Origin of the sequence: Kribbella sp. NPDC058245 (genome assembly GCF_042882005.1) — a bacterium.
GTDB lineage: Bacteria > Actinomycetota > Actinomycetes > Propionibacteriales > Kribbellaceae > Kribbella.
On the sequence record NZ_JBHVWY010000001.1, the window covers coordinates 452,691 to 477,211 of the forward strand.

At 67.7% G+C, this 24,521-nt stretch carries 31 protein-coding genes and 1 tRNA gene; 14 read left to right on the forward strand and 18 right to left on the reverse strand.

The annotated features are described in order from the left end of the window. Positions 1–36: 36 nt before the first annotated feature. On the reverse strand, positions 37–402 hold the full coding sequence (locus ACFVWG_RS02125; protein ID WP_391541278.1) for a DUF3224 domain-containing protein: 366 nt from the start codon (positions 400–402) through the stop codon (positions 37–39). 53 nt (positions 403–455) lie between these two features. Next, a complete protein-coding gene (locus tag ACFVWG_RS02130) occupies positions 456–1,310 on the reverse strand; it encodes an arylamine N-acetyltransferase (RefSeq protein ID WP_391541279.1) in 855 nt (284 codons plus the stop codon). A gap of 121 nt (positions 1,311–1,431) precedes the next feature. Between ACFVWG_RS02130 and ACFVWG_RS02135 the strand changes: the two genes are divergently transcribed. Next, a complete protein-coding gene (locus ACFVWG_RS02135) occupies positions 1,432–2,439 on the forward strand; it encodes a lactonase family protein (RefSeq protein ID WP_391541280.1) in 1,008 nt (335 codons plus the stop codon). On the opposite strand, the gene ACFVWG_RS02140 is transcribed toward ACFVWG_RS02135, so the two are convergent. The 3 genes from ACFVWG_RS02140 to ACFVWG_RS02150 are packed head-to-tail and all read right to left on the reverse strand — an operon-like array spanning position 2,436 to position 4,214. Then, positions 2,436–3,023, reverse strand: a complete 588-nt coding sequence (locus tag ACFVWG_RS02140) for a hypothetical protein (protein ID WP_391541281.1) — start codon at positions 3,021–3,023, stop codon at positions 2,436–2,438. The genes ACFVWG_RS02135 and ACFVWG_RS02140 overlap by 4 nt on opposite strands. A 37-nt stretch (positions 3,024–3,060) precedes the next feature. Next, complete coding sequence (locus ACFVWG_RS02145; RefSeq protein ID WP_391541282.1) at positions 3,061–3,357, reverse strand: hypothetical protein; 297 nt, start codon at positions 3,355–3,357, stop codon at positions 3,061–3,063. Then, on the reverse strand, positions 3,354–4,214 hold the full coding sequence (locus ACFVWG_RS02150; RefSeq protein WP_391541283.1) for a phytanoyl-CoA dioxygenase family protein: 861 nt from the start codon (positions 4,212–4,214) through the stop codon (positions 3,354–3,356). The genes ACFVWG_RS02145 and ACFVWG_RS02150 overlap by 4 nt, the downstream gene beginning before the upstream one ends. A 100-nt stretch (positions 4,215–4,314) precedes the next feature. Here ACFVWG_RS02150 and ACFVWG_RS02155 point away from each other — a divergent pair, with 100 nt between their 5' ends. Continuing rightward, positions 4,315–5,100, forward strand: a complete 786-nt coding sequence (locus tag ACFVWG_RS02155; RefSeq protein WP_391541284.1) for a helix-turn-helix domain-containing protein — start codon at positions 4,315–4,317, stop codon at positions 5,098–5,100. A 10-nt stretch (positions 5,101–5,110) separates the two neighbouring features. Beyond that, a complete protein-coding gene (locus ACFVWG_RS02160; protein WP_391541285.1) occupies positions 5,111–5,836 on the forward strand; it encodes a hypothetical protein in 726 nt (241 codons plus the stop codon). 251 nt (positions 5,837–6,087) lie between these two features. Here the strand turns inward: ACFVWG_RS02160 and ACFVWG_RS02165 are convergent, their stop codons facing one another. The 3 genes from ACFVWG_RS02165 to ACFVWG_RS02175 form a co-directional block, all read right to left on the reverse strand. Continuing rightward, positions 6,088–6,681 (reverse strand): hypothetical protein, encoded by a 594-nt coding sequence (locus ACFVWG_RS02165; protein WP_391541286.1) that lies wholly within the window; start codon positions 6,679–6,681, stop codon positions 6,088–6,090. Then, the gene (locus tag ACFVWG_RS02170) at positions 6,682–7,617 is read right to left on the reverse strand and encodes a phosphotransferase enzyme family protein (RefSeq protein ID WP_391541287.1); all 936 of its coding nucleotides are present in this window, start codon (positions 7,615–7,617) and stop codon (positions 6,682–6,684) included. Positions 7,618–7,684: 67 nt separating this feature from the next. Next, positions 7,685–8,176 (reverse strand): YajQ family cyclic di-GMP-binding protein, encoded by a 492-nt coding sequence (locus tag ACFVWG_RS02175; RefSeq protein ID WP_391541288.1) that lies wholly within the window; start codon positions 8,174–8,176, stop codon positions 7,685–7,687. An 81-nt stretch (positions 8,177–8,257) separates the two neighbouring features. On the opposite strand from ACFVWG_RS02175, the gene ACFVWG_RS02180 reads away from it, so the two are divergent. Then, positions 8,258–8,340, forward strand: a tRNA-Tyr gene (locus ACFVWG_RS02180). 79 nt (positions 8,341–8,419) lie between these two features. On the opposite strand, the gene ACFVWG_RS02185 is transcribed toward ACFVWG_RS02180, so the two are convergent. Then, positions 8,420–9,802, reverse strand: a complete 1,383-nt coding sequence (locus ACFVWG_RS02185) for an MFS transporter (protein ID WP_391541289.1) — start codon at positions 9,800–9,802, stop codon at positions 8,420–8,422. Between the two features lie 125 nt (positions 9,803–9,927). Between ACFVWG_RS02185 and ACFVWG_RS02190 the strand changes: the two genes are divergently transcribed. The 5 genes from ACFVWG_RS02190 (at position 9,928) to ACFVWG_RS02210 (ending at position 13,787) form a co-directional block, all read left to right on the forward strand. Beyond that, positions 9,928–10,815 (forward strand): helix-turn-helix transcriptional regulator, encoded by an 888-nt coding sequence (locus tag ACFVWG_RS02190; protein WP_391541290.1) that lies wholly within the window; start codon positions 9,928–9,930, stop codon positions 10,813–10,815. Between the two features lie 65 nt (positions 10,816–10,880). After that, positions 10,881–11,579, forward strand: coding sequence for an SDR family oxidoreductase (locus ACFVWG_RS02195; RefSeq protein WP_391541291.1), 699 nt, complete (start codon positions 10,881–10,883; stop codon positions 11,577–11,579). An 80-nt stretch (positions 11,580–11,659) separates the two neighbouring features. Next, positions 11,660–12,205, forward strand: a complete 546-nt coding sequence (locus tag ACFVWG_RS02200) for a GNAT family N-acetyltransferase (RefSeq protein ID WP_391541292.1) — start codon at positions 11,660–11,662, stop codon at positions 12,203–12,205. Between the two features lie 238 nt (positions 12,206–12,443). Then, a complete protein-coding gene (locus ACFVWG_RS02205) occupies positions 12,444–12,920 on the forward strand; it encodes a hypothetical protein (protein WP_391541293.1) in 477 nt (158 codons plus the stop codon). 129 nt (positions 12,921–13,049) lie between these two features. Continuing rightward, positions 13,050–13,787 (forward strand): hypothetical protein, encoded by a 738-nt coding sequence (locus ACFVWG_RS02210; protein ID WP_391541294.1) that lies wholly within the window; start codon positions 13,050–13,052, stop codon positions 13,785–13,787. A gap of 1 nt (position 13,788) precedes the next feature. Here the strand turns inward: ACFVWG_RS02210 and ACFVWG_RS02215 are convergent, their stop codons facing one another. From ACFVWG_RS02215 to ACFVWG_RS02225, 3 genes are read right to left on the reverse strand one after another with little or no spacing between them, the layout of a single operon-like run. Then, positions 13,789–14,292: a DinB family protein gene (locus ACFVWG_RS02215; protein ID WP_391541295.1), complete on the reverse strand. Its 504-nt coding sequence runs from the start codon at positions 14,290–14,292 to the stop codon at positions 13,789–13,791. Continuing rightward, positions 14,289–15,203 carry an alpha/beta fold hydrolase gene (locus tag ACFVWG_RS02220; protein WP_391541296.1) on the reverse strand — a complete coding sequence of 305 codons (915 nt, stop codon included), beginning with the start codon at positions 15,201–15,203 and terminating at the stop codon, positions 14,289–14,291. The genes ACFVWG_RS02215 and ACFVWG_RS02220 overlap by 4 nt, the downstream gene beginning before the upstream one ends. Before the next feature lie 30 nt (positions 15,204–15,233). Further along, positions 15,234–15,665 carry a GNAT family N-acetyltransferase gene (locus ACFVWG_RS02225; protein ID WP_391541297.1) on the reverse strand — a complete coding sequence of 144 codons (432 nt, stop codon included), beginning with the start codon at positions 15,663–15,665 and terminating at the stop codon, positions 15,234–15,236. A 79-nt stretch (positions 15,666–15,744) separates the two neighbouring features. Between ACFVWG_RS02225 and ACFVWG_RS02230 the strand changes: the two genes are divergently transcribed. The 3 genes from ACFVWG_RS02230 to ACFVWG_RS02240 are packed head-to-tail and all read left to right on the forward strand — an operon-like array spanning position 15,745 to position 17,771. After that, complete coding sequence (locus tag ACFVWG_RS02230) at positions 15,745–16,872, forward strand: hypothetical protein (protein WP_391541298.1); 1,128 nt, start codon at positions 15,745–15,747, stop codon at positions 16,870–16,872. A 19-nt stretch (positions 16,873–16,891) separates the two neighbouring features. Beyond that, positions 16,892–17,413 (forward strand): YciI family protein, encoded by a 522-nt coding sequence (locus tag ACFVWG_RS02235; RefSeq protein WP_391541299.1) that lies wholly within the window; start codon positions 16,892–16,894, stop codon positions 17,411–17,413. A gap of 52 nt (positions 17,414–17,465) precedes the next feature. After that, positions 17,466–17,771 (forward strand): putative quinol monooxygenase, encoded by a 306-nt coding sequence (locus ACFVWG_RS02240; protein WP_391541300.1) that lies wholly within the window; start codon positions 17,466–17,468, stop codon positions 17,769–17,771. On the opposite strand, the gene ACFVWG_RS02245 is transcribed toward ACFVWG_RS02240, so the two are convergent. Together ACFVWG_RS02245 and ACFVWG_RS02250 are read right to left on the reverse strand one after the other, a co-directional pair. Next, entirely contained in the window at positions 17,755–18,417 is a 663-nt protein-coding gene (locus ACFVWG_RS02245; protein WP_391541301.1) for an alpha/beta fold hydrolase, read from the reverse strand. The two genes, ACFVWG_RS02240 and ACFVWG_RS02245, sit on opposite strands and share 17 nt — an antisense overlap. 6 nt (positions 18,418–18,423) lie before the next feature. Beyond that, positions 18,424–18,849 carry a MarR family winged helix-turn-helix transcriptional regulator gene (locus ACFVWG_RS02250; protein WP_391541302.1) on the reverse strand — a complete coding sequence of 142 codons (426 nt, stop codon included), beginning with the start codon at positions 18,847–18,849 and terminating at the stop codon, positions 18,424–18,426. A 76-nt stretch (positions 18,850–18,925) separates the two neighbouring features. Between ACFVWG_RS02250 and ACFVWG_RS02255 the strand changes: the two genes are divergently transcribed. Continuing rightward, entirely contained in the window at positions 18,926–19,807 is an 882-nt protein-coding gene (locus ACFVWG_RS02255; protein ID WP_391541303.1) for an LLM class flavin-dependent oxidoreductase, read from the forward strand. Here ACFVWG_RS02255 and ACFVWG_RS02260 read toward each other — a convergent pair. Genes ACFVWG_RS02260 through ACFVWG_RS02270 form a run of 3 tightly spaced genes read right to left on the reverse strand, consistent with a single transcriptional unit; the run spans position 19,797 to position 21,809 of the window. Then, positions 19,797–20,564 (reverse strand): aldo/keto reductase, encoded by a 768-nt coding sequence (locus ACFVWG_RS02260; RefSeq protein ID WP_391541304.1) that lies wholly within the window; start codon positions 20,562–20,564, stop codon positions 19,797–19,799. The genes ACFVWG_RS02255 and ACFVWG_RS02260 overlap by 11 nt on opposite strands. Further along, positions 20,561–21,244 carry an RraA family protein gene (locus ACFVWG_RS02265; protein ID WP_391541305.1) on the reverse strand — a complete coding sequence of 228 codons (684 nt, stop codon included), beginning with the start codon at positions 21,242–21,244 and terminating at the stop codon, positions 20,561–20,563. Before ACFVWG_RS02265 ends, ACFVWG_RS02260 begins: the two co-directional genes overlap by 4 nt. A gap of 46 nt (positions 21,245–21,290) precedes the next feature. After that, positions 21,291–21,809: an AAA family ATPase gene (locus ACFVWG_RS02270; protein WP_391541306.1), complete on the reverse strand. Its 519-nt coding sequence runs from the start codon at positions 21,807–21,809 to the stop codon at positions 21,291–21,293. A 609-nt stretch (positions 21,810–22,418) separates the two neighbouring features. Here ACFVWG_RS02270 and ACFVWG_RS02275 point away from each other — a divergent pair. After that, complete coding sequence (locus ACFVWG_RS02275) at positions 22,419–23,750, forward strand: bifunctional transcriptional activator/DNA repair enzyme AdaA (protein WP_391541307.1); 1,332 nt, start codon at positions 22,419–22,421, stop codon at positions 23,748–23,750. Here the strand turns inward: ACFVWG_RS02275 and ACFVWG_RS02280 are convergent. Continuing rightward, positions 23,732–24,448: an isocitrate lyase/phosphoenolpyruvate mutase family protein gene (locus ACFVWG_RS02280; RefSeq protein WP_391541308.1), complete on the reverse strand. Its 717-nt coding sequence runs from the start codon at positions 24,446–24,448 to the stop codon at positions 23,732–23,734. The genes ACFVWG_RS02275 and ACFVWG_RS02280 overlap by 19 nt on opposite strands. Positions 24,449–24,521 lie beyond the last annotated feature (73 nt).

Sequence of the window (24,521 nt, forward strand, 5' to 3'; positions counted from 1 at the left end):
GACGGGCTCTCCGATCGTTCGGACGTTATTGCGGGTTCACGGCCCCTGATAGCTGACGCTGACCTCGTGACCGTCGAGCTTCAGCTTGCCCAGGACGCCTGCCAACTGACCGGTTCCCGAGCCTGGGACGAACTCGTAGTACAGGGTGGTCTCGCCAGTCATCGTGCCGAACTGCTGGAGGACGACGGTGCCCTCCAGCCCGTCGATCCGCCCGCTGAACACCTCAAGGGCGACGTAACCCGCCGTACCGGTTGACGGATCGCCGGCCGACAGCATCAGGCCGGTGCTGGTACCGACCATGCCGCCGGTCCAGTTCTTGGTGAAGTCGAAGCGACCGGTTGCCTCCAGCAACGGATCGGCGGGTTTGAGGTCGATGGTGAATGCTGCGGTCGTCTCGGGCATGGCTCGAACCCTAGCCGGGGCTCGGGGTTGGCCGCTTGTAAGAACGCGACAGATTATCCAGAGGCGGCGTTGGCCTTCGCGAGGAAGTCTTCGTACTGCGTCCACACTCGGCGCCATAACGCGTCACGCTGCGCGGCGTCGTACTGGGGAAGAGGGAGGTGGAACTCGTCGGCGAGGATCGCGAAGTAGTCGGCCGGGGTCTCGATGATGCTGTTGTCGACGCGGTCGGCGAAGGTCTCCATGCGGCCGACCGAGCGCAGTACGACGATCGACGCGGGCTTGCGACGGAACGCGGACGCCGTACGACGGAACGGGGACTCCGGATTGGTCGAGAGCTCGGTGTGCTTGGCGGCGAAGGCGTCGAGCGTGACCGGGGTGTCCTCGAAGTCCATGCCGATCAGGCCGGCGCGGGGGTCGTGGTCGAGCCGCCAGCCGATGGTTTTCTCGGAGCGGCGAAGCTGCAGGTCGAAGGGGTCCTGGTGAGCGCCGCCGACCTCCAGCGGGATCGGGCTCCTGAGGCCGTCACCGAGGCCGGCGTCGGCTACCCAGAAACGCTCCGGGTCTTCGGCCAGGCCGCGCACGGTGAGGACCAGGTGGCTTGCGTCGACCTCGCCACCCCGGTTGACGGTCTGGACGCCACCGCGATGCATGCGGACCTCGTAGCCGAGCTCAGTGAGGAGCAGCCCGAGGACGCCGTTCAGCTGGAAGCAGTAGCCGCCGGCCTCGCGGGCGATGATCCGGCGGGCGGTCTCCTCGAGATCGAGCGGAGTACCGGGTTGCAGCTGGTACTGGATCGACTCGTACGGGACCTGGTCGACGTACGCCTCGTGGAGGCGCGACAGGGCGTCCAGGCTGGGGTGTCCGTCTCGTTCGACGCCGATCCGGCGGAGGAGGGCTTCGGTATCCACGAGGTCGAGGTTATGTCAGGACTCCTTGAGGTGATCGGCCCTCGGGATCGGCCCTCGGGATCGGCACTGTGGTGTGGACACCGGAGTGCCGGACATTGACTGACCTGGCAGGGTATGGGTTATGACCTCTGAGCAGATCTATGTCGGCAGCTACACCAGCCAGCCGGGGGGCGGCGAGGGGATCGGGTTCGGTTCGCTGGACGGGATCGCGGTGGCGGCGACGACCGCTGACCCGTCGTTCCTGGTTCGGTCCGCCGACGGACGGTTCCTGTACGCGACCAACGAAGAGGACACGGGCCGCGTGAGCGCGTTCGCGATCCAGGCCGATGGTGGGCTGACGTTCCTGAACGACCAGCCGACCGAGGGGCTGCACCCGTGCCACCTCGGCATCGACCCGACCGGCAAGTACCTGCTGTCGGCCAACTACAGCTCCGGCTCGATCGCGATCCACCCGATCGGCGACGACGGCTCGCTCGGTACGGCGACGCAGATCCTGCAGCGCGAGGGCACTGGCCCGAACCCTGATCGCCAGGAGGGTCCGCACGCGCACCAGGTCGTCTTCTTCGGTGACTTCGTCTTCGACGTCGACCTCGGTACGGACACCGTCTACACGTCCACGCTGACCGGAGCCGGTCGCCTCGAAGCGGTTGACCTGCTGCGCGTCCACCCCGGCGCCGGTCCGCGACACCTCGTGTTCCACCCGGGCGGCGGCGCGGCGTACGTGATCAATGAGCTGGACTCGACGCTGAGCGTCTGCAGCTACGACGACAGCAAGCTGCAGGTCGTGCAGACGGTCTCCACGCGACCGGCCGACTCACCGGGGGAGAGCTTCCCGGCCGAGCTGCTGATCTCCGCCGACGGCCGTTTCCTCTACGGCTCGAACCGCGGCGACGACACCATCGCCGTCTTCGCCGTCGCTGCGGACGGCTTTTCGGTTGAGCTCGTGCAGACCATTGACTCCGGTGGCAACTGGCCCCGCCACCTCGCGTTCAGCCTCGATGGGACCCGCCTGTACGCCGCCAACGAGCGCTCGGACACGATTGCCACCTTCGCCATTGCCGACGGCCTCCTGACAGTTTCAGGTGACCCGACGAGCTGGCCGAAGCCGGTCTGTGTCCTGCCGGTCTAACCGGTGATGTCGGCGGCCAGTTTCTTCGCCGAGTCGCTGGTGAAGTTGCCGGTGATCTGCACCTGGCCGCCGCTGATCACGCCGTTCACGTACGGCGCGGACACGACCTGATCGTTGACCACGATCGCGAGCAGGTTGGCCGGGTCCTGCTGCTTCACCAGGTCGGCGGTCAGGGCGGCGAACGTTTTGGTGCCTTGGGCATCGAGCGTCAGGTTGACGACCCAGCCCACGCCCTGGCTGCTGGCCGCGGCCTGCACCTCCGTGACGTGCGTGCCGTCCAGCTCGACCTTGCCAAGCGTGTACCGCGTTCCGTCCGAGCTGCACCGCACGTTGGCCGTGGTCGGTGCCTTGGCACAGGCGTTCGGCTCCGCCTTGACCACGCGCCGGAACTGCAGTGTGCCGGCCGCCGCGTGCTTCGGCTCGGACGGATCGTTCGCCGTACCGTTCGGTCCGTTGAGCACGATGAGGACGATTCCCACCACCGCCACGACCAGCACGACCACCAGGACCAGGAACAACACCACTGGCCCACGGCTGCGCTTAGCGGGTACTCCGAGCTGCGGGGGTGGGTACGACGAAGCCATGGCACCGGATGCTAGCCGGTGCCATGGCTCAGATCGCTCAGACGAGCTTCTCGAAGAAGAACTCGTGCTTCAGGAACGAGACGTCGTACTCGTGACCCGGCTGCGGCGGCAACAGCTGTGCTGCCTGGAACAGCCGCCAGCCGTCCTTCAACGCATCCAGCCCGGTCGCGTACGGCGGTACGTCGCTGTCACCCGTGGTCGGAGACGTCTCGCCAGTCCCGTCGTACGTCGACCAGCCGACGACACGTGCGTCCAGCGCGGAGGAGGCCAGGTACAGCACCAGCACCTGCTGCCTTAGGGTCTGCTGGGCTGCTTCAGCGGCCGTTGACGTCATGCGATCACCTTCTTGGCGTGGGGGTTGACGCTGCGCTGGGAGACCACGCGCTGCGGGCGGTTCGACACCCGCGTCACCCAGAAGTCCGGGTCGAAGGTGTCATCACCGGTGAGCGCCTGCCAGAGCTTGACGCGGTTGTAGATCTCCAGCCGGCCGGTCGCGCCCTCGTACCAGGGGAAGGTCTGGCTGAGTTCACGCGCCACCTGCTCGTCGTACAGGTCCTCGAGGTTCCAGAGGCGGACCTGACGCACGGTCGGGTTGAAGCGGATCTTGAACATGTACCGGTCGATCGCACTGTCGTTCTTGCGGCCGCCGTGCCAGATGCCGTGGTGCAGGAACTGGACGGTGCCGGCCGGGCAGACCAGTCTGGTCTGGCCGAGCAGGTTCTGATAGCGGCCGGTGTCTGACTCATTGGTGCGGCGCAGATGGCTGCCCGGGATGCTGAGCGTGCCACCCATCTCCAGAGTGACGTCCTGCGGGTAGTACATGAGCTGGACGTCAAAGGCATCCTCGCGCACGTCGATGATCGCGTCGCCGTGCAGGTTCTGCGCCTCACCCTCGTTGGCGCGGCGGATGTGCACGGCGTGGTGGTCGACCGTCGGCTCCGGGCCGACCAGGCTGTGGATCGCCCCGGCCACCTCCGGCAGCTGCACCAGGCGCTGGACGAATTCGCTGTCTACGAACGCCTCCGACAGCGGGGTGCCGTACGGGACGCCGGGGATGCCGTTGTCGAGGACCTCGATCGCCTGCCGGTTCATCTCGTCGGGCACGACGGCGTCCATCCGGAGCGCCCCCGTCGCCACGAAATGCGCCATCTGAACCGAGCTGAGCAGGTTCTTCTGATGCGGATGAGGCATGGTTCTCCCTCTCGGGGTGGTGGTTGCTACTCCACAACGCTAGGTCCCTTGTTCGTGCTGGCGCGTGGGTTGTGATCACCACTGGTGGTAATTTTTCACCATGATCGCGCTGCCGTTAACCGCGCCGCCGGAGGTTGTCAACGTCGGCGTCGGGATCCACGGCACCCGATCGCTGCGCGACGTCTTCCTGATCCCGGACCTCTGGCAGCTCCACCTCTACGCCTACTCCTGCGACCTCACAGTCGCCGGTACGACGTACGCGGTGGCGCCGGGCTACGTGTCACTCACTCCAGCCGGCGCTCCGGTGCAGTTCGACTACCGCGGTCGGTCTGAACACCTCTACGCCCACTTCCGGCCCTCCCTTGGCGGCGAGCCTTCGTACCTGCCCGTCGTACAGGATGCGGGGCAGACCGCTCCGGTGCTGACGGCGTTGATGCGGTCAGCCATCGAAGCCTCACCGTCGGGCTCTTCCAGGGTCGCTGCCGAGATCTGGACGGTCCTCTGGCGCATCGCCGACCTGGCCGCGGCCACGCCCGCTGGTGACCCACGGCATCCAGCGGTCGCGGCGGCAACGGCGTACATCGAGGCCAACCTCAGCCAGCCTCTGAGCGTCGCTGGGGTGGCGCGGGTGGTTGGCGTCTCCCACAACCACCTCACCCGGCTCTTCCAGGCCGAAACCGGCTCCACCGTGATCGGCTACCTCCGGCGCCGTCGCATGAACCGAGCCCGGCACCTGTTGGTCGCCTCAACCCTGTCGATCCCCGCGGTCGCGGCCTCCGTCGGCATCCCCGACCTTCAGGCCTTCAACAAGACCTGCCACCGCGAACTCGGCGCCTCCCCCCGCGCCATCCGAAATGAGATGACCGCGGTCGTCGCCGGCCGCTAGCGTGCAGAAGGTGCTGATCCCCGCTTCCGACGCTCCGCAGTACGACGAGGAGGCCGCCGTCCGGTTCGCCGAGGGCTGGCCCGAATTCATCTTTCACGACGCTGAGGCGTCGATCTGGAACGCGCGACGATCGCAGTACTTCGCCGACTGGGAGTTCTACTACGCGGTGAACGACCGTCTGCTCGCTGGCTGCTGGGGAGTGACGCTCGCTTGGGACGGCACGGTTGCCGACTTGCCCGATGGGTATACGGACGCGCTCGGGCGGTCAGTGACGTCGTACGAGGCAGGTGTCGTCCCGAACACCTTCGTGCTGATGGCGGCCGCCGTACTGGCCGGGGAGCAGTCCCGAGGCGTCGCTGGTGCCCTCATCACCGCCGTCCGCGACCGGGCCGTGGCAGCCGGCCTGACTCAGGTGATCGCCCCACTCCGTCCCACCTGGAAGCCCCGCTACCCACTGACCCCCATCGAGACCTACATGGCCTGGACCCGCCCCGACGGCCTCCCCTTGGACCCCTGGCTCCGCACCCACACCCGCCTAGGCGCCACGGTGTTGGCTCCCGCCCCCACCTCCCAAACCATCAAGGCCTCCGTCGCCGACTGGGAGTCCTGGACGAAGATGTCCTTCCCCTCAACCGGCCCCTACGTAATCCCCGCCGGCCTCTCCGTCCTGGAGATCGACCGCTCCACCGACACCGGCACCTACGTAGAACCCAACATCTGGGTCCGCCACGCCTAACCCCGTCGCCAAGCACACGTACTAGTAGCCGATCCGAGCGAGCCCGACCCGCCTCAAGCGCAACCACCGGCCGGCCGTCCCACTACCTCATGTCCTAAACCGACAGTCCCGGCCGGGCCGCCCGCCCCGCCACCCAACGTCCGAAGGACCGGAGAGCCCGTCTCCGGATTTTCGGACGTTAGCTCCGCCATGTACGCAACGTCCGAAGGATCGGAGGGCCCGTCTCCGGATTTTCGGACGTTAGCGTCCTGCTACTCCTCGTCGTCGTTCTCGACCGGGCGTCGTCGTTCACCTTCGGGGGTGAACCGCAGCGACTCGACGAACAGCCCGCCACACCGCCCCGCCAGCACCACGTCGTCGTTTCCGGTGTGAAACCACACGATCGGCTCACCCGGCCTCCCATATCCGAGCACCTGGTCGCCGCTGCCCCCGATCCGCACCGACGGCTCTCCAAACCGCGCGACCACGTCCTCCCGAACCCGATCAACCGCACACCACTCGGCGAACCCGTCCCGCATCGCGCCGTACTCGTCGCTCGTCAGCACCCGGTCAAGCGCCAGCCACCCGTGCTCATGCGCGTAATCCGCATACACCGACGCCGCCGCACGCTGCTCGGTCCCTGGCATCAGCCGCATCACCCATCCGCTGACCCCGATCGACGTCCACGAGCCCCTCGCCTCGAGCGCTGCGTGCCACGTACGCCGATCGCCCGTCTCCATCACGTACACGACGTCGGTGAGTGTGTGATCGAGACCGATCTCGCCCGGCCCGAACATGCCCGGCCGCCGGATCGCATGGTTCAGCATCTCGATGAAGTGCTGCTGAATCTGCTCAACGGTCAGCACCTACTTCACCGCCAACGCGGCTAGCCCGCCGGTGAGGATGCCGCGGGTGATGGCGATGCACTCCTCCCGGTCCGGGCCGGTGAGGGCCTGGTGCGACCAGCCCACCACGTCTTCGCGAGCGCGGATGTGCCGGTAGTAGCGGATGGCATCGTCGTCGAGCAGGTGCGGCCCGTAGCCGCGTAGGAATGCCTGGACCTGCTCCGCGTTCGTCGTACCGACGTCGCCCATCCCACCGAGCATGAACATCAGGTCCTGCTCACGAGGAGCCAGGATCACGTCGTCCCAGTCGATGAGGTGCAGACCGTCCCGCCCGACCAGCACGTTGCCGAGATGCGGATCGCCGTGGCAGACCACGCGCGGTCCCTCAGGCGCCGGCGGATCCCCAGCCAGCAGTACGTCGATCGTGTCCGCGTACTCCGCCCAGAGCCCCGCCAACTCCGCCTCAACGTCATCCTCCGGCGCTCGCAGCCGCTCCCGCACCTCAGCCGCCAGCCCCGGCACCCGAGCATCAATATGACTGTGCCGCGGCAACGCCTCCCGCAACCGCACCGGCGGCTCCGCGTCATGCACGCGCCGCAGCAGTACGCCGTACTGGCTCCACTGCTCGACCGTCAGCCCAACCTCAGCCGCCCGCGGGCCGTCGATCCACGGCGTCACCGTCAGCCGCTTCTTCTTCCCATGGAAGGTCCACAACCCGCCCTCCACCGTCCGCACCGCCTCCGGAACCCCCGGCAGCCCACAATCACCCAGGTACGCCGCCACCTGGTGCCCGGTGTTGGTCCCGGCCCCACTCCACTTCACGGCGTACGCATTGGTCGCCGTCCGAGCCCTCCACACCTGCGCGGCCAGGTCCGCCCCGTGCCCGACTGGTGAGAGTTCCACCACATCCAGCCCGAAGTCGTCGTACAACCACCGCCGCAGCAACGTGTCACCCACGCCGCCCAGCATGCCCGCCCCAACCAGCCCGCGGCGACCCGTTAACCGGGTCGCCGTCCGGCCTGCGTCAGCGGTAGTTGACGAACTGCACCGCGAAGTCGAGGTCCTGACCCTTGATCAGCGCCTGCACGGTCTGCAGGTCGTCCCGGCTCTTGCTCGAGACCCGCAACTCCTCGCCCTGGATCTGCGCCTTGACGCCCTTCGGCCCCTCGTCCCGAATCAGCTTCGACAGCTTCTTCGCGTTCTCCTGCGTGATCCCGGCGTCGATCGTCGCGGTGATCTTGTAGATCTTCCCCGACAACTTCGGCTCGTCCGCGTCCAGCCCCTTGAGCGAGATCTGGCGCTTCACCAGCTTGTCCTTGAACACGTCCAGTACGGCGTTCACCCGCTCCTCGGTGTTCGCCTCCATCGCGATCGACTCCCCGGACCACTCGATCTGAGCGCCCACGTTCTTGAAGTCGAACCGCTGGCTGATCTCCTTCGCGGCCTGGTTCACCGCGTTGTCCACCTCCTGGCGCTCAACCTTGTTCACAATGTCGAAGGAGGACTCCGAAGCCATGGCACTTCCTTTCCGATTTGCCGTTGGGGGCACCTACTGTTGTATCGTCTCCCACGCTGGTTCACGAACCGGCAGCACCCTGGCGGGTTGCCCGAGTGGCCAAAGGGAGCAGACTGTAAATCTGTCGGCTTATGCCTACGCAGGTTCGAACCCTGCACCCGCCACAGGCGTGTGGTAGTACGAAAGTGGTCCCTGATCTGCGGAAACGCAAGTCAGGGACCACTGTCGTTGCGGGGGTCAGTGTCAGCGGCGGCCGCGCAGTACGAGGGCCGCGAGCGTGGTGGCTGCCAGCATTACGGCCGCGGTGCAGAAGGCGACCCGCAGGCCGACGATGAACTCGCCGCGGTCCACGAGCATGGCTCCGAAGACGGCCACTGCGAGCGCGCCGCCCGTCTGCCGGAAGGAGTTCAGGATCCCGGCGGCCGTTCCGGCGCGGTCTGCGGCGATGTCGTTCAGCAGGACGGCGGTCAGGGAGGGGACGACCAGGCCCAGGCCGACGCCGACCGGGATGAGCATCGCCGCGATCACTGGTCTGCTGGTCCCCTCGTCCATCCAGAGCAGGCCGAACATCGCCAGGGCGAAGATCGCTTGTCCCACGGCGATCGGCATCCGCGGCCCGAAGCGTGCCGCGGCCCTGGCCGAGGCGAGGTTGGCGCCGGCGATCACGGCCAGCATCGGTAGGAACATCAGCCCCGTCGCCATGGCCGAGAGGTTCAGAACGTTCTGGAAGAACAGACTCAGCGCGAACACCGATCCGTAGAACGCGGCATTGACGACGAAGCCGATCGTGACCGAAGCCGTCACCGTGCGCGAACGGAAGACGTCGAGTGGGACTATCGGCGCGGCAGTACGTGCCTCGATCATGATGAACGCGGCCATGGCGACCACTGCGAGCCCCAGGCAGCCCAGCACCAGAGGTTCGCCGAAGCCGTTCTCCCCTCCGTCGATCACTGCGAAGGTGAGCATCGCGAGCGCGACGATCGCCGTGAGCTGGCCGTACGGATCGAGCGGCGTGGGACGGCGCGGCGAGCGCTCCGCGCGGGTCAGCACCGCGAGGATGGCGATGCCGACGGGGAGGTTGACGACGAAGATCGCCCGCCAGCTCAGGATGCTGGACAGCACCCCACCGACCACTGGCCCGGCGGCGACCGCGACGGCTCCGCCGGCGGTCCACAACGCGATAGCCCGTGCCCGTTCGGCCGCGTCGGGGAAGGCCTGCCGGACGAGGGCGAGTGAGGAGGGCAGCATGATCGCCGCCGCGCTCCCCTGCAACAGCCGGGCGGCGATCAGCTCGCCCAGCCCCGGTGCCAGTCCGCAGGCCGCCGAGGCGACCGTGAAGACCGCGACGCCGGCGCCGAACGCGCGGCTCGCCCCGACACGGTCGGAGAGCGCACCCGCGGAAAGCAGGAGTGCGGCGAACATCAGCGTGTAGGCGTCCACGATCCATTGCAGTCCTGCCATGCTGCCGCCGAATGCCCGCCCGATCCCGGGCAGCGCGACGTTCATCGCCATGGCATTGAAGTTGAGCAGAAAGATGCCCATGAACGTGGTCGCCATGGCGAGCTTCGGTGCGGCCGTGCGTTGCCGGGCATCCCGTGGCGCGCGGGGTGGTGCAGGAGTGGTCATCCGTCCAGGCTGGTGAGGTTCGCGAACGCTAGGCAGACCGCGATCTTCCGGGCTGCGCCGTAGGGGGGTGTGACACGGCCATGCTCCCGGCTGGAGTCGTGACCATACGCTGGCAAAATGACGACATGACCGAGTTCGGGAGGTTCCTGCTGGCTCGCCGCGGCGACCTACGTCCGGCAGACGTCGGGCTACCCGCCGGAACCGGCACGCGCCGTACGCCGGGTCTGCGCCGGGAGGAGCTGGCGGCGCTGGCCGGTGTGAGCATTGACTACTACGTACGTCTGGAACGCGGCAAGGAGACCCATCCGAGCCCCTCCGTGGTCGAGGCGCTGGCCGACGCGCTTCGCCTCAACGAGGAGGAGCGCGGCTTCTTGCGCGAGCTGGCGGCGCGGGCGGCGCGGCGTGCGCCCGAACCACGTCCCCTGCCGTCGCGGCGGATACGTCCGACCGTCCTGCAGCTTCTGGAGACGCTCCGGCCCAACCCGGCGTACGTCGTGAGCCGCACCAAGGACCTGCTTGCAGCCAATCCCGGCGGGTTGCGGCTGTTCCACGGCATCACCGACTGGCCGGAGCAGCAGCGGAACACCGTCCGATACGTCTTCCTGCATCCGGCCGCTCGCGAGCTGTGGGTTGACTGGGAACAGAAGGCCAAGGGGTGCGTCGCCCAGTTACGGGCGCTTGCCGGCACCGATCCGGATGCCCCGGATCTCGCCGCACTGGTCGGTGAGCTGATCGTCAAGAGCCCCGACTTCAACCGGCTCTGGGAGCGGTACGAGGTGCGCACGATCGGCGACGGCGAGAAGACGCTCCGGCACCCGGAGGTCGGCACGATGACGCTCTCGCATGAAGGGATGTCGCTGAACCGCGCACAAGGCCAGCGCCTCATCGTCTACATGGCGCCGCCCGGCAGCCCGGACCACGACGCGATGACGCTCCTCGACCTCGCCGCTCCCGGTTCGTCCGGCGGTTCCGGGCAGGCGTCGCCCGTCTCACCCTCCCGGGGACAGATCTAGGTGGCTGCTGTTATAGGCCCGTCGTCGCGTATCGCTAATACAACCGTCACCAAGGAGGCCGTGCCATGGAACCCGTCACGTTGATCACCGGCGGTTCGAGCGGGATCGGTGCGGCCACTGCCCGCGCCTTGCTCAAGCAAGACCACTGTGTGGCGATCACCGGCCGCGATGCCGATCGCCTGGCTGCGTTCGCCGCCTCCGCCGGAGCGGGTGAGCGGCTGCTGACCATCACCGGTGACGCCAGCGACGAGAACCATGTCGCCGCTGCCGTGGGTCAAGTCGTGGGCTTGTGGGGCCGGTTGGACACGGTGATCGCGAACGCTGGGTTCTCCCTGCCCGGCACGCTGGAGGACCACGAGCCTGCGGACATGCGTGCCATGGTTCTCACCAACATCCTCGGCCCGGCTCTGCTGGTACGCGAGACGCTGCCACACCTGAGGGCGTCAAAGGGCCGGATCGTGATCGTCGGCTCGGTCGCAGGCATCAGGAACACGCCCGGCAACCTGTACTCTGTCACCAAGTGGGCCGCACACGCCCTGGCCGAGAACGTGCGGCTCCTCGTGGCCAAGGACGGCGTCGGCGTCACCCTTGTCGCCCCAGGGGTTGTGGACACCCCGTTCTGGGACGAGCGCGGTGGATCACCCGCAGCGGCCCCGACGCTGACCGCCGAACAGGTCGCCGAGGCAATCCTGTTCGCCGTCAACCAACCCGACGGCGTAGACATCAACCACCTCGTCACGCGACCCACCGGCCAGGTCAACTGATCTCGATCGCACGCCGGCCGAAGCGTTCAAGATCAGGCCCGGTACGTCGAAGTTTCCTACGACCTGAATACGCGTAACTGATGCTGATCACGCTCGACGAATCCCATCGCCAACTCGTTCATCAGGTCCGCGACCACGCCGGCGAGTGGCTGGCCGCGAAGGGAACCGATCAGTATCGCGGTGGCCTGGACATGGATCAGGTCCACGCCAACATCGATGCCGACTTCGACCGCTTCCCGTTCGTCGGTTGGGAGATCGACGGTCGGGTGGCGGCGATGATGGCGATCATCGACCCCGAAGAAGACTTCTGGACGCCTGAAGAGCTCACCGAATCGCAGACCTACATCAGCCGCTTCTTCGTTGTGGAGCACGGCAAGGACTATGGCTCAGCCCTGCTCGAGGCAGTCATCGACCGCGCAAGGCAAGAGGGCAAGCGGTGGATGCGCCTCAACTGCTGGAGCACCAACACCAGACTTCACGAGTACTACGTCAGACACGGATTCACGCATGTGCGGACCGCTGATGTTCCCGGCCGCATGAGTGGCGCCCTCCTTCAGCGCGACCTGGTGAGCTCAGACGTCGCAGAACGGGCGGGCGAGGATGAGGTCGGCGTCTACTCGGCGTAAGCCGTCGAAGCCCCAGGTGTTGATGCCTCCAAGTCGACCTCGTCGCGGATGCGGGCGGCGAGGTCGCGTAGGGAGCGGGCGAGCCGGGCGTACTCAAGGTGGGTGGGGTCAAGTCGCTTTGCGCCGTACGCCTGCAGGAAGCGCACAGTGCCGGGTTCGCAGAAGGCGACGAACGTCGGCTGGTGTGCGGAGTTCCTGTCCTCTTTCCGCCCTGAGGAATGGGATTTAGGGTCGTTGCGTGGATGTTCAGACGCTTGATGGTGTCGATCTGACGGCGCTGGTTGCCGACATGTCTGCGGAGGACGCTGCGCGGATGCGAGTGGCTGCGCGGCTGGTGGATGAGGTGCGCTTGCCGAAGGACACCCTGCGGTGGGATTGGTGGCCGGAGAACCTGCAGGTGGACCCGGTCGACAAGTGGGTCCAGTCGCTCGTTCTGGGGACGACGCTCGTGCTGTACGACGACGCCGGCGACAGGCTGGAGTTGAACCTCTACGTGGTTCGCGAGCAGCGGCCGAGGCTGACGGTGGCCGCGACGCTTGAGGTTGCCTGCTGGTGCGCTACGGATCATGGGATGCATGTTCTCCGTCTGGAAGAGCAGCTCGTCGGTACCGCTCGGCCCTTGGCCGAGGCTTTTGAGACGGGCGCGGATGCGGTCGTGCGGTGGGCTGCTGGAAGTCACGACCCGGTGGCCCAGAGAGCTGCGGCCGGGTTGTGAGCGGCCTCATGGGCCTGTCGGTGCCGCGTGCGGCATGGGTAGTTTCGGGGGATACGTGCGTCGCGCGTCGGGGTGGGGTTAGGCGGAAATGAGTGGCGAGCCTGTACGGCGGCCGCTCACGATGGGGAGATGTTGAGTGACGGGCAACTGGAGGAGTTTGCGCGGGACGGGATCGTGCGTTTGCCGGGGGCGTTCGGGGCTGAGGATGCGGCTCGGATGCGGGACGGGCTCTGGCGCGAACTCCACGAGCTGTACGGGATGCGGCCGGACGATCGCCGTACCTGGGAACCGTGCAGGCCAACGCGATTGACGGCGAGCAAGAAGGATCCGGCTGCGGCAGCGATTCTGGGGCCGGCGCTTCGGGGCGCGCTTGACCAGTTGCTGGGCGAGTGGGTTGAGCCTTCGCATCAGGGGCAGGTGCTGGTGACCATGCCGACGGGTGAGCCTTGGGTGGTGCCGTGTCGGCAGTGGCATACAGATGTCGGGTACGACGAGGTGCCGGTGGGCGTGAAGGTATGGGCGCTGCTCGGGGATCTTGAGGCTGGGGGCGGCGGTACGCCTCAGGTCGCCGGCTCGCATCGGGTGATTGCTCGATTCCTCGAAGGCACGCAGGAGCGGGAGTTCACGACGGTTCGCGATCAGGTGCTGGCGTCGTACGAGTGGTTTCGGCAGTTGACTCGTGAGGACCGCGAGATCGATCCCCTGTGCGAGGCGGACGTGGACGGGATTCCGGTGCGGGTGGTGGAGCTCACGGGGAGCGCCGGGGATGTCTTCGTCACGCATCCTTGGGTGCTGCATTCGATCGCGGCCAACGCGCGCGAGACGCCGCGGATGATGCGGAGCCGGATGATGTGGCGGAAGGCCTGAGCTACTCGCCGACGACGCCGTCGATGGATTCGCGGAGGAGGTCCGCGTGGCCGTTGTGGCGGGCGTACTCCTCGATCATGTGGAGGACGATCCAGCGGACCGAGGGGGTCTCGCCGTCGGGGAAGCTGCGACGGGCGAGCTGGTCGAGGCCGCCGGCAGCCAAGGTGTCGGCCAGCTGGGTGCGGGAGCGGTCTACCGCGTTCTGCCAAATGTCGTGGAGGGCTGCGGGGGATTCATGGATGGCCCACACCTCTTCGGGGTTCAGGCCGGACCACTGGGGATGGCGCTTGTTGCCCTGCATGCAGCGCGAGAACCAGTGGTCCTCGTAGTAGGCCAGGTGCTTGTGCATTCCGCCCAGGGTCATGGTCGAGGCGCCCACGGTGGCCGCGAGGCCGGCCGCGTCCAGGCCGGCGCACTTCCAGGCGAACGTTGCGCGGTGGTACTCGAGGAAGCCGATCAACGACTCCGTCTCGTTGGCTGCGAGGGGTGGTTCGGGGCGATTCATGGACGTGAGCTTAAGAGATCGCCGCAGAAGGCGCGGATGGCGCGGTTGACCTGCACCGGGCGTTCCCACGGGAGGAAGTGGCCGGCGCCTTTGACCCAGAAGGGACCGACTGCGTTGGGGAAGGCCAGGGCGCAGCGTTCCTCCAGACTGTTGCGGACGGTGATCTGGTCGGTGCCGACGAGGGTGAGGGTCTGGTGTTCGATCGGGCGGTCGGTGAGTTCGGGGGCTGACAGCGGGCGGGTGCCCATGACGACCTCGTAGTCGGCGAAGGACGCGCGGAGGCGGGCGGCATCGCCGTACGGCGCGGTCAGGAAGTCCAGGTCTTCGGGGGAGAAGGCGTCGGGCGGGCACCAGAGACGGTGGCCGTAGAACTCGGCGATGTAGCGACGCCGTTGCTCCGGTGTCGCCAGTTCGGCGACGAGTGCGTCAGCACGAAGACCCTGGTTGCGGACGTAGTCGTAGACGGCCGGTTTGGGGTCGATCGGCGGCAGCCCCGGGAAGTCGAGCTGGGGCATGGAATCGTCGAGGATCACCAGGCGGTCCACCCGATCGGGATGGCGGGTGGCGAGGTCGATGGCGATCATCGCGCCGAGGTCGTGGCCGGCGACGACCGCGCGGTCCCAGCCGAGGTGGTCGCAGAGGCCGATCAGGTCGGTGTTGAACGCGTTGAAGTCGTAGAAGCCGTCCGGTGCGAAGTCGGAGTCGCCGTACCCGCGGAGGTCCGGCGCGACCACGTCGAAGCCCGCCTCGGCCAGCGGGATGAGGTTATGCGACCAGATCCGGCTCGTGCAGGGGAACCCATGGACGAGCAGGAGCGGTACGCCGCCCGCCCCACGACGCCGTACGGCGAGGTGATGTCCGTGCCTAACGTCGATACGTAACGGCGTTACGAGTTCATCGGGAAGCGCCATGCCTCCGGTCTACACCGCGTTCCGGACGGTCTACCTCCGCAATGTCATGAAGACGTCGACTGGGTCTTCGGAGTCGACGGTGAAGCCGTGGCGCTCGTAGAGGCGGCGGGCGGCGCTGCCTTGGAGGACGTTGAGGCGGATGGTGCCGGGGTGCTCGGCCAAGACCTGCGACAGTACGGCGCTGCCGAGGCCGCGTCCCTGCAGTGACGGGAGCAGGAAGAAGTGCTCGAGCCAGTGCACGCCGTCGGCCGGGCGGAGGGCTATCGAGCCGGCGAACACCCCGTCGATCTCAATGATCCGGGCGTGGGTGGGCTCGAAGCTGTCACGGAAGCGCTGGCGGACGCGGCGGTCGTCGTACCGGCCGAGGCGTTCGAGGTCCGGGCGCAGTACGACGGCGCGCAGCTCGGCGATCTCCTCGAGATCGGAGTGGGCGGCCGGGCGGAGGGTCCAGGCGGGGAGCACGGACAGAAGCCTAGGGTTGGGAATACCGGCCGGGCGGGGCAGGGTTGGCGTTGGTGAGCACAAGTGTGAGAGGGATGGGATGAAGCCGACTGAGTTCGTGAAGGTGAACGCGCAGTTCTGGGGGGAGCACCTCCGGGAGATCAGCGGGCATCTGCCGGTGAGCCACCGGCGGGAGCTGGCCGGTCCGCTGCTGTATCCGCGGATGCTGGTCCTGACGGAGACGCCGGACTGGAACATCGTGGAGCTGGTCGGCATCAGCCGGGAGTACCGGAGCCTCGAGGTACGGCGGCAGAAGGTCGCCAGCGTCGAGGAGTACTTCGGGGTCGGCGGTGGTTCCGCGGTGGTGACGCTGCCGGGCGAGAACCTGTTCAAGGACGCGACCGTGGCGACGCACGACGGGCGGCGCGAGCTCGAGGCGCGGTTCCCGGGGGTGCGGTCGATGATCGGGCAGGAGTTCTCCGGGCCGGGTGACGACCTGCTGAAGTTCGCGCCGGGCAACTACTCGACCTTCGACCGGACGCTGCTGGTGCACTCGGCCGGGTCCGCGCTGCGGGCGCACTGGGTGTTCTTCGCGCTGGCGATCCACCGGTCGGAGCCCGCGGAGAAGTACCTGGACTTCCTGCGCAACTTCGCCGCCGCCGCGCCGCACACCGACCCGGTCGGGACGCTGAGCGTGCCGCGGGCCGACGACGGCGCCGACCTGAAGGGCGCGGTCTTCGCGAGCGGCTACCTGGCGCACGACGTACCGAACTCGACGGTCGACCAGTTCCTGAGCGCCAACGAGGACTTCCTGCTGACCGCGTTCGACGCGACGAAGCTGATCCGGCAGCCGCACCTGGAGTGGCAGTCCGGCGACGAGGCCGCCCTCACGCCCGACTTCATCCTGGAGCGGGCCGACGGGTCGCATGTGGTCGGTGACCTGCGGCTTCCGCTGGCCGACGGGGTCAAGGGCAAGAAGCACCGCCGTACGACGGAGCTCGCGGACGGCGTCGCCGGGCTCGGGCGCATCACGGAGTACTTCGACAACGCGGACAACCGTGCGTTTGCGAACACGAAGTACGGCGTGGAGATCACCGCGCCGCGCAAGGTCGTGGTGATCAGCTCGCAGGACGTCATCGACGCTGCGCAACTGAAGGCGGCCGAGGGCGTCGAGGTGCTCGACTACGACACCATCCTGCGTCTGCACCTGGCCGCGACGACCTCTTAACCCGCTAAGGTCCGATCCCGTGCAGTACTTCGTGTACGGACGGGATCGGGCCGGCGCCGGCGAGCTCAAAGAGAGCCTGACGCCGGAGCACTGGACGTTCATGGACGGCTACGCCGCGGAGCTGATCGCCCGCGGCCCCACACTCACGCCGGATGGCGAAGACACGACCGGCAGCCTGCACATCGTCGACCTGCCAACCTTCGAGGCGGTCAAGACCTTCGCGTACGACGAGCCCTACTATCGCGGCGGCGTGTTCGACGACGTCCTGATCTGCCGCTTCCAGAACCACACTGGCGGCACCATGTGGGACTTCGCCAACGCCGTCGACGGGCTCAACCGATACCTCGTCCACACCGACGACGCCGCGCGCTCGCTGAGCTCGCCGCACATCATCCTGTACGGCGACCTGTCCGCCCTCGACTCGGATGAGCACCTCGGCCGCGCCGTACTGCTCGAAGCCCCCGACCCCGAGTCCGCCGCAGTTCTAGCCCAAGCCGCCCCCGCCCAAGTCCACCCCTGGACCTTCGGCGGCCGCCGCTAACTGTCTGTTTGCCAGCTCGCTCTTCGTCGGTGCTTTGACGGAAGGAGCAACGATGACAGTCATCGTGGCAGGCAGCGTCTGGGTGGACCCAGCCGGAAGAGACCCGTACGTCGCCGCGCACCAAGTGATCGTCCGCGCGGCCCGAGCCCACCCCGGCTGCCTCGACCTCGCCATCTCAGCCGACCCGATCGACCCAGGCCGAGTGAACATCTACGAGTACTGGGACTCCGAAGCAACCCTCAACACCTGGCGCGCCCAATCCCCACGCCCCGAGCCGACCACCGCCTCCATCACCTCCCAAAACGTCTTCCTCCACGAGGTCTCCGCCTCGGGCCCACCCTTCAGAGCGACGAGCTGACCGTCTCGACAATGTGCCGGACCTCAGCGGTGTCCGCGCCCAGCGAAGACCCGGCATGGTCGAGCCCCTCGAACTCCAGGTAACGGCAGCCGATGCCCTCCAGGACCGGTCGCAGTCGCCGCAGCGACCGGATCGCCTGGTCGGCCGTGCCGATGTAGACGACCTTCGTGCCGACGAAGGTTCTGAGCTCGTGGTGCCAGTCGTACGCGCGATAAGCACGCCAGAACTCCAGCGGTGGACGCGGCAACCGAGGTTCACGCTCGAGTCGGCGCATCTCGCTGTCGCCCGGGAAACCGATCGGTGGCAGGCCGCCCATCACGAGCGCGGTGGCGCGAGCCGTCGTCCGCGCGACCATCGCAGCCATGGCGGCGGTCTGCGAGAACCCCCACACCGCAAAGCGATCGAGACCCTCGTGGTCGAGAACCGTCAGTACCTGCGCGCCGATCGAGCCGAAGTCGTACGTCGTCGGCCGGTCGCTCGCGCCGAAACCGACGGGGTGCACCTCGACGATGCGGAACCGATCGGCCAGCCAGCTCACGGCGGGGAAGTCACGCGGTTGCCGATTGTTCTTGAGGAGGACGAGGGCCGGACCGCTTCCGCTGACCTGGTACGCGACCCGGGCACCGGCGTGCAGAACCGTGCGCATCATCGGTCAGGCGAGGTTGAGGAAGGCATGGAGGGCGTCGGTCAGTTGGCGGCGGGTGGTGGCGGGGAGGTGGGCGGTCAGGGTTTTGATGCGGGTGGTGACGGCTTGGTGGGCCTGGTTGGCGAGGGCGCGGCCGTCTTCGGTGAGGTGGATTTCGCAGGCGCGGCGGTCGGTGGGGTGGGCGGTTCGGGCGACGAGGGTACGGCGTTCCAGGCGGTCGACCATGTTGGTGAGGGTGGAGCGTTCGATGCTGAGGGTGCGGCTCAGGTCGGTCATGCCTTGGGGGCCCATCAGCAGGACGCAGATCAGGTGCGCCTGCTGGGGGGTGAGGCCGAGCGGGCGACTGGTTTCGGCGTACAGGTCCTGGAGGAGGTGCATGGTCTGCACGAGGGCACCGGTCAGGTCGGTGTCGCGTGCCGTCGTCGTCGCCATGTCACCACTGTAGTCGGGACCCCTGATACTTCGTAGGGCTACTATTTAGGTCTACGAACTAAATCAGGAGGTCATCATGTGGTTCGGATATGGCTCACCCGCCGGCGTGCGCGACGTCAGCACCGTGCTGGAGCTCGCCGAGCGGGCTGATCGGGACGGGCTGGATCACGTCAGCGTCTCGGATCATCCGTACGTCGCCGACCTGCTCGACGGGTACGCGACGATCGGCGTACTGCTCGGGCGGACGACCCGGCTGTCCGCGTTCGTGAACGTCACCAACCTGCCGTTGCGGCCGGCGCCGGTGCTGGCGCGGACGGCGACCTCGCTCGCGGCGTTGTCGGGCGGCCGGTTCATCCTGGGGCTCGGGGCCGGCGGGGCCTGGGACAAGATCACCACGATGGGCGTGCCGGAGCTGCGCCCGGCGGCCGCCGTACAGGCGTTCGAGGAAGCGATGCAGCTCGTCCGTGGGCTGTCGGATGGTGGTCAGCCGCAGCCCACGAAGCACTATCCGATCGGCAAGCTCCGGCCTGCCGCGGTCGCCGCGCCGCTGATTTGGACAGGGTCGAACGGGCCGAAGTCGCTGGCCGCGACCGGTCGTCAGGCCGACGGCTGGATCCCGGGCCACGCGGCCGACTGGCTGAGTGAGCGCTACCGTTCGTCCCGCCCGATCGTCGACGAGGCCGCGCTGTCCGTCGGTCGCAAGCCCACGGACGTTGCCACGATCTACAACTTCCCCGGCGAGATCACGAGCTCCCCGGTACGGCGTACGCGCGGCGACGACGGGATGTGGATCGGTGGCTCCAGTGACCAGTGGATCGAGGAACTGACCGGCGCATTCCTTGAGCACGGCGCTGGCGGGTTCACCCTTTTCCCGCGCGGATCCGAACCATTCGACGTACAGCTGGCTCGGTGGAGCAACGAGGTCGTCCCAGCCGTCCGCGCGGCTGTCAGTCAGTAAGCGTCGCGAGCTCCTCTGGCGTGAGTTGGATGGCGCCGGCAGCGACGTTCTGCTCGAGATGCGGGATCTTGCCGGTGCCAGGGATGGCGAGGATGTTGGGGGAGCGCCGCAGGGTCGCCGCCAGGCGCACCTGTTGCGGACTGACGCCGTGAGCGTCGGCGACGGCCTGTACGGCGGCGCTCGACGGACCAACGATCGAGGAGAACGGCACGTAGGCGATGCCCTGAGCCGCGCACAGATCGATCAGTGGGTCGTCAACGGAGTAGCTGTTCTGCACACAGACCACCGGCGCGATCCCGACAGCCTCCTGCAGTTGCTCAACGCGGACGTTCGAGACCCCGAGATGCCGGATCAACCCCTCGTCGCGCATCCCAGCCAGTACGGCGAACTGGTCGGCGAGGGAGCCGGAGTCATCGGGCACGCGGAGGTTCACCAGGTCGAGTACGTCGACGCCGAGCACGCGCAGGTTGTCCTCGACCTGCGCGCGGAGCTCGGCGGCGTTGGTCGCGTAGTAGAAGCCGCGCTCCAGAGAGGTGCCCGGGCCGACCTTGGTCGCGATCAACACCTCCGACGGGTACGGCGAAAGCGCCTCCCGCAACAGTTCGTTCGCGGCGCCATAGAACTGCGCCGTGTCGAAGTGGTCTACTCCGAGCTCAACAGCACGACGCAGTACGGCGACGGCGGTCGCCGGGTCGAGCCGCATCGCGCCGAACCCGATCCGGTTGACGGTGTGGTCACCAAGCTTCCAGGTGGTCACTCTTCAATCGCTCCTTTGACCGCGCGCAGGTGCTGCCGGAACGTCAGCGACGGATCGGCCGCGCGCGCCGTCAGGTACTCGGCGAACTTGACCTGCTCACGCAACGAACGCCCGGCGCGAATGTCCTCGGACTGCTTCCGCTCGGTGTCGCGGATGGAGTCGGCCAGGTCGAACAGCTCCTCGATCCGGTCGGCCGGCACGAAGATCACGCCGTCCTCGTCGCCGAGCACGATGTCGTCGCTGGTCACGGTCCACTCGCCGATGGTTGCCTTGAGCAACGCATCGGCCGGCTGCGGGTCGAGCCGGAGCGGGCCGGTCGGCATCGCACCGAGACTGAACACCGGCAGCCCAATCGCCTGTATATCAACGGTATCCCGGTGCAGACCCCAGATCACGATCCCACTGCAACCGGCGCCCTGTGCCTCGGCGGCGACCAGGTCTCCGGCACACGCCTCGTCGCGCCGCCCGCCGTTGTCGATCACCAGCACATCGCCCTCGGCCGCGTTCTCGAACGCCTCCAGGTAGACGTCCACACTGCCCACATGCTGAACAGGCAAGACCCGCCCAGCCACGCGACCCCGGACCACAGCCGTGAGCGATACCGTGCGTACCGGCAGATCTGCACGTAGGCAAGCGTCCGCCACGTGCGCCGTCGTGAGTTCGTCGAACCGTTCCAGCATCCCCACACCCCTTATCGGTCGAGTCACCGACGACAGTAATAGGTGCCTAGGACAGAAACTGAACGACCTCTGCGAACGACGGGTTGTAGTCCTCGACCGAGGTGTCGATGGTCAGGCTCGGTACGGGCAGATCCACGGCCTGGAAGGCGTTGTGGGTCCGCAGCCGCGCGTCGGCAGGGATCTGGGCGTCCTCGTGGGCGGCGCGGCGCGGGTCGTTCGCGGACCGTGCGGTGATGCGCTCGAGCGCGACCTCGGCGGGAACCGTGCAGTGCAGGATCCGGAGGTCGGCCCGACCGAGCAACGGACTCAGACCAGGTGTCCAGAGCCGGTCCTGAAACGCTGCCTCGGCAACAACCGTCGTACCGCGGCCGACGAGCAGACCGATCACATCGAAGAACGTCGACAGTGTCCGCATCGTGAGCGGATCACCCGGTCCGGGCGCGAACCCAGGGGTGGCATGGGCCATCCCCTCCTTGATCTCGTCCCGGCAGATCGCCGGACACCCGATCGCGCTCGCCACCCGATGCGCCAACGTCGTTTTCCCGGTCCCCGGTGGACCACTCACGACAACCACCAAAGGCTTCGACTGCACCGCCGCACCCTAGCCATCTCCCGCCCGCCACGCCACCCAGATCCTCCCCAAACCGCTTTGGGGAGGATCCAGGACGGATTCAGGGGGTAAATCCTCCCCAGACGGCCTGTCCGGGGGAGCAAACTCTCCCCGAACCGGTTTGGGGAGCCATAGCGGAACAGGCCTGGATGGCAGTGGGACTCCGCTGATCTGCGTGCTGGGGCGACTCGGCCGCAGGCGGCCGACTGAACCTTCGGGTTGCGGTCGTAGGTGGCTGGGCCGGATGGTGCGGTCGGTGATCGCGTGCGCGTTGCCTGGGTCTGACGGGCTGTGGCTGAGGCCGGTGGTGCGGTCGTCGTATAGGTGACCGTTTGCTGCGGTTGGGGAGGATCCAGGACGGATTCAGGGGTGAATCCTCCCCAGACGGCCTTTCCGGAGGAGCAAACGCTCCTCGTTGCGGGGTCCGGCCGCATCCGAGCAACGGTCGAGGTCGTTGGGGATTCGGGGGTGGGCGAAAGGGGTGGCGGGGGAAGGTGGGGTGGCGGAAAGTGTCGGTGGGGGTGGTTAGCGTCGGGGCATGAGTGGGAGGGCTTGGGACTGGGGATGACGACTTATTCGGCGGTGCGGACGACGGGGATCTACTGCCGCCCGGGGTGTGGGGCGAAGCCGCTGGCGGAGAACGTGCAGACGTTCGAGCTGGCGGCCGCGGCGGAGGCGGCGGGGTTTCGGGCTTGTCTGCGGTGCCGGCCTTATCGAGTGGCGGGGACGGTGGCTGATGAGGCGCCGGAGTTGGTGTGCCGGGCGGTGCAGCTGATCATCGCGGGGGTGATGGATGCGGCCGGTGAAGAGGTGCTGGGGCAGCGGATCGGGGTTTCGGCGCGGCATCTGCGGCGGATGTTCCATGAGCATCTGGGGGTGACACCGGATCAGTTCGCGCGGTCGCGGCGGGCGCACTTCGCGCGGCGGTTGCTGGATGACTCCGACCTGGGCATCGCGGAGGTGGCGTTCGCATCCGGATTCGGGAGTCTGCGGCAGTTCAACCGCGCGATGCGGGAGATCTTCCGGGCGTCTCCGAAGGAGCTGAGGGAGCGGCGGCGGAAGACGGATCGGCTGACAGCCGATGGCGGCCTGGTACTGCGTTTGCCGTACACCCCGCCGTACGACTGGGAGGCGATGAGCGGCTTCCTGGCCGCGCACGCGATCCCGGGCGTCGAGTCGGTGCAGGGTGGTGTCTACCGCCGGACGATCACGCTGGACGGTGAGCCGGGGCTGCTGGAGATCGGGCCGGGCGGGCCGGATCACCTGTTGCTGCAGGCGCATCTGCCGTTCTGGGAGGGCGTCATCCACGTGGTCGATCGTGCGGCGTGCCTGGTCGGTCTGGAGACGGACCTGAGTACGGCGCGGGAGTTCCTTGGTGGTGATCCGGAGGTTGGCCCACTCGTCGCGTCGCGGCCGGGTCTCCGGGTGCCGGGCACGTGGGGTCCCTTCGAGGCAGCGGTCCAGGCAGTCGTCCGCAACCCGCCAGAAGACACAGATCCGGTACGGCGGAAGCCGGGTGCCGCGGGTCAGCACGCGGACGCGGATGAGGTGCTGCGGAAGATCGTCGAGGTGCACGGCATCGCGGTGCCGGGGTTCGGGTATGGGCTGACGCATCTTTTCCCGGCGCCGGAAGCGCTGACCGGGGTGGAGCCGGTGGCCGCGCTAGCGAGGGAAGTTGCTGAGGGCAACATCATCCTCGACTGTGGCCGGCCCGAGGAGCTCGCCGCGGAGCTGATGCAGATTCCGGGCGTGAGCAGGAAGGCTGCGCAGCAGACCGTGATGCGCCTCGGGGGCCGAGATGCCTGGCCGCTGGATGGCGACGCGGAACATCTCAGCCCCTGGAGGTCACTGGCTGCCTTCCACCAACTGATGGACGGTTATGCGAGAGCGTCGTAGGTGCCGCTCTTGAGGAGCTCAGTGGCGGCGGCCGTGGCCAGGGCGTAGGCGCGGGCCGTGATGGCCGGCCCGACGCTGACCCGGGCGACGCCCAACGAAGCCAGTTCGGCGACCGGTGGTGCACCGGGACCGGCCATGATGTTGAGGGGAAGTGGCGAGTCAGCAGCGAGCGTACGGATGGTGGGCGCGTCGACCACGGCAGGGACGAAGAGGACGTCCGCCCCGGCTTCGGCGTACAGGTGAGCGCGGACGAGTGTGCCGGTGCCGTCGCCGAACATGTACGTGTCCGTGCGGGCGTTGATGACGAGATCGATGCCGAAGGCAACTGCAGTCTCGCGAGCCGCGCGGATGCGGCCCGCGTGGACGATCGGGGTGTCGAGCACACCGCCGGTGCTGTCCTCGAGGTTGATGCCGACCGCGCCGGCTTCGAGGACGGCACGCACGGTCGCCGCCACATCGCCGTACCCGGCCTCGATATCGACCGTGACCGGTACCGAGACCGCGGCGACGATCGCGCGGATCGCGCCGACCGCAGCCTCCAGCGAGAGCCCGCCGCCGTCGGCGACGCCCAAGGACCAGGCGACACCGGCGCTCGTGGTCGCGATCGCCGAAGCTCCGGCGGCCTCGATGGCGCGGGCAGAGCCGGCGTCCCATGCGTTCGGCAGGACGAGCGGCGGCTGCGCGTGGAGTGGGCCCAAACCCCCAGCCCTCTTCGTCCCCGTTGTTCCCAACTTACCCAGAGTTCCTTGTCTTGCTCGCAGCACTCCACCA

What these genes read in the sequence shown, in the direction of transcription:
- ACFVWG_RS02125 (WP_391541278.1), bottom strand. Translation starts at nt 402, where the DNA reads ATGCCCGAGACGACCGCAGCATTCACCATCGACCTCAAACCCGCCGAT.
- ACFVWG_RS02135 (WP_391541280.1), top strand. Translation starts at nt 1,432, where the DNA reads ATGACCTCTGAGCAGATCTATGTCGGCAGCTACACCAGCCAGCCGGGG.
- ACFVWG_RS02140 (WP_391541281.1), bottom strand. Translation starts at nt 3,023, where the DNA reads ATGGCTTCGTCGTACCCACCCCCGCAGCTCGGAGTACCCGCTAAGCGC.
- ACFVWG_RS02145 (WP_391541282.1), bottom strand. Translation starts at nt 3,357, where the DNA reads ATGACGTCAACGGCCGCTGAAGCAGCCCAGCAGACCCTAAGGCAGCAG.
- ACFVWG_RS02150 (WP_391541283.1), bottom strand. Translation starts at nt 4,214, where the DNA reads ATGCCTCATCCGCATCAGAAGAACCTGCTCAGCTCGGTTCAGATGGCG.
- ACFVWG_RS02155 (WP_391541284.1), top strand. Translation starts at nt 4,315, where the DNA reads ATGATCGCGCTGCCGTTAACCGCGCCGCCGGAGGTTGTCAACGTCGGC.
- ACFVWG_RS02175 (WP_391541288.1), bottom strand. Translation starts at nt 8,176, where the DNA reads ATGGCTTCGGAGTCCTCCTTCGACATTGTGAACAAGGTTGAGCGCCAG.
- ACFVWG_RS02185 (WP_391541289.1), bottom strand. Translation starts at nt 9,802, where the DNA reads ATGACCACTCCTGCACCACCCCGCGCGCCACGGGATGCCCGGCAACGC.
- ACFVWG_RS02190 (WP_391541290.1), top strand. Translation starts at nt 9,928, where the DNA reads ATGACCGAGTTCGGGAGGTTCCTGCTGGCTCGCCGCGGCGACCTACGT.
- ACFVWG_RS02195 (WP_391541291.1), top strand. Translation starts at nt 10,881, where the DNA reads ATGGAACCCGTCACGTTGATCACCGGCGGTTCGAGCGGGATCGGTGCG.
- ACFVWG_RS02200 (WP_391541292.1), top strand. Translation starts at nt 11,660, where the DNA reads ATGCTGATCACGCTCGACGAATCCCATCGCCAACTCGTTCATCAGGTC.
- ACFVWG_RS02210 (WP_391541294.1), top strand. Translation starts at nt 13,050, where the DNA reads ATGTTGAGTGACGGGCAACTGGAGGAGTTTGCGCGGGACGGGATCGTG.
- ACFVWG_RS02215 (WP_391541295.1), bottom strand. Translation starts at nt 14,292, where the DNA reads ATGAATCGCCCCGAACCACCCCTCGCAGCCAACGAGACGGAGTCGTTG.
- ACFVWG_RS02220 (WP_391541296.1), bottom strand. Translation starts at nt 15,203, where the DNA reads ATGGCGCTTCCCGATGAACTCGTAACGCCGTTACGTATCGACGTTAGG.
- ACFVWG_RS02230 (WP_391541298.1), top strand. Translation starts at nt 15,745, where the DNA reads ATGAAGCCGACTGAGTTCGTGAAGGTGAACGCGCAGTTCTGGGGGGAG.
- ACFVWG_RS02240 (WP_391541300.1), top strand. Translation starts at nt 17,466, where the DNA reads ATGACAGTCATCGTGGCAGGCAGCGTCTGGGTGGACCCAGCCGGAAGA.
- ACFVWG_RS02245 (WP_391541301.1), bottom strand. Translation starts at nt 18,417, where the DNA reads ATGCGCACGGTTCTGCACGCCGGTGCCCGGGTCGCGTACCAGGTCAGC.
- ACFVWG_RS02250 (WP_391541302.1), bottom strand. Translation starts at nt 18,849, where the DNA reads ATGGCGACGACGACGGCACGCGACACCGACCTGACCGGTGCCCTCGTG.
- ACFVWG_RS02255 (WP_391541303.1), top strand. Translation starts at nt 18,926, where the DNA reads ATGTGGTTCGGATATGGCTCACCCGCCGGCGTGCGCGACGTCAGCACC.
- ACFVWG_RS02265 (WP_391541305.1), bottom strand. Translation starts at nt 21,244, where the DNA reads ATGCTGGAACGGTTCGACGAACTCACGACGGCGCACGTGGCGGACGCT.
- ACFVWG_RS02275 (WP_391541307.1), top strand. Translation starts at nt 22,419, where the DNA reads ATGACGACTTATTCGGCGGTGCGGACGACGGGGATCTACTGCCGCCCG.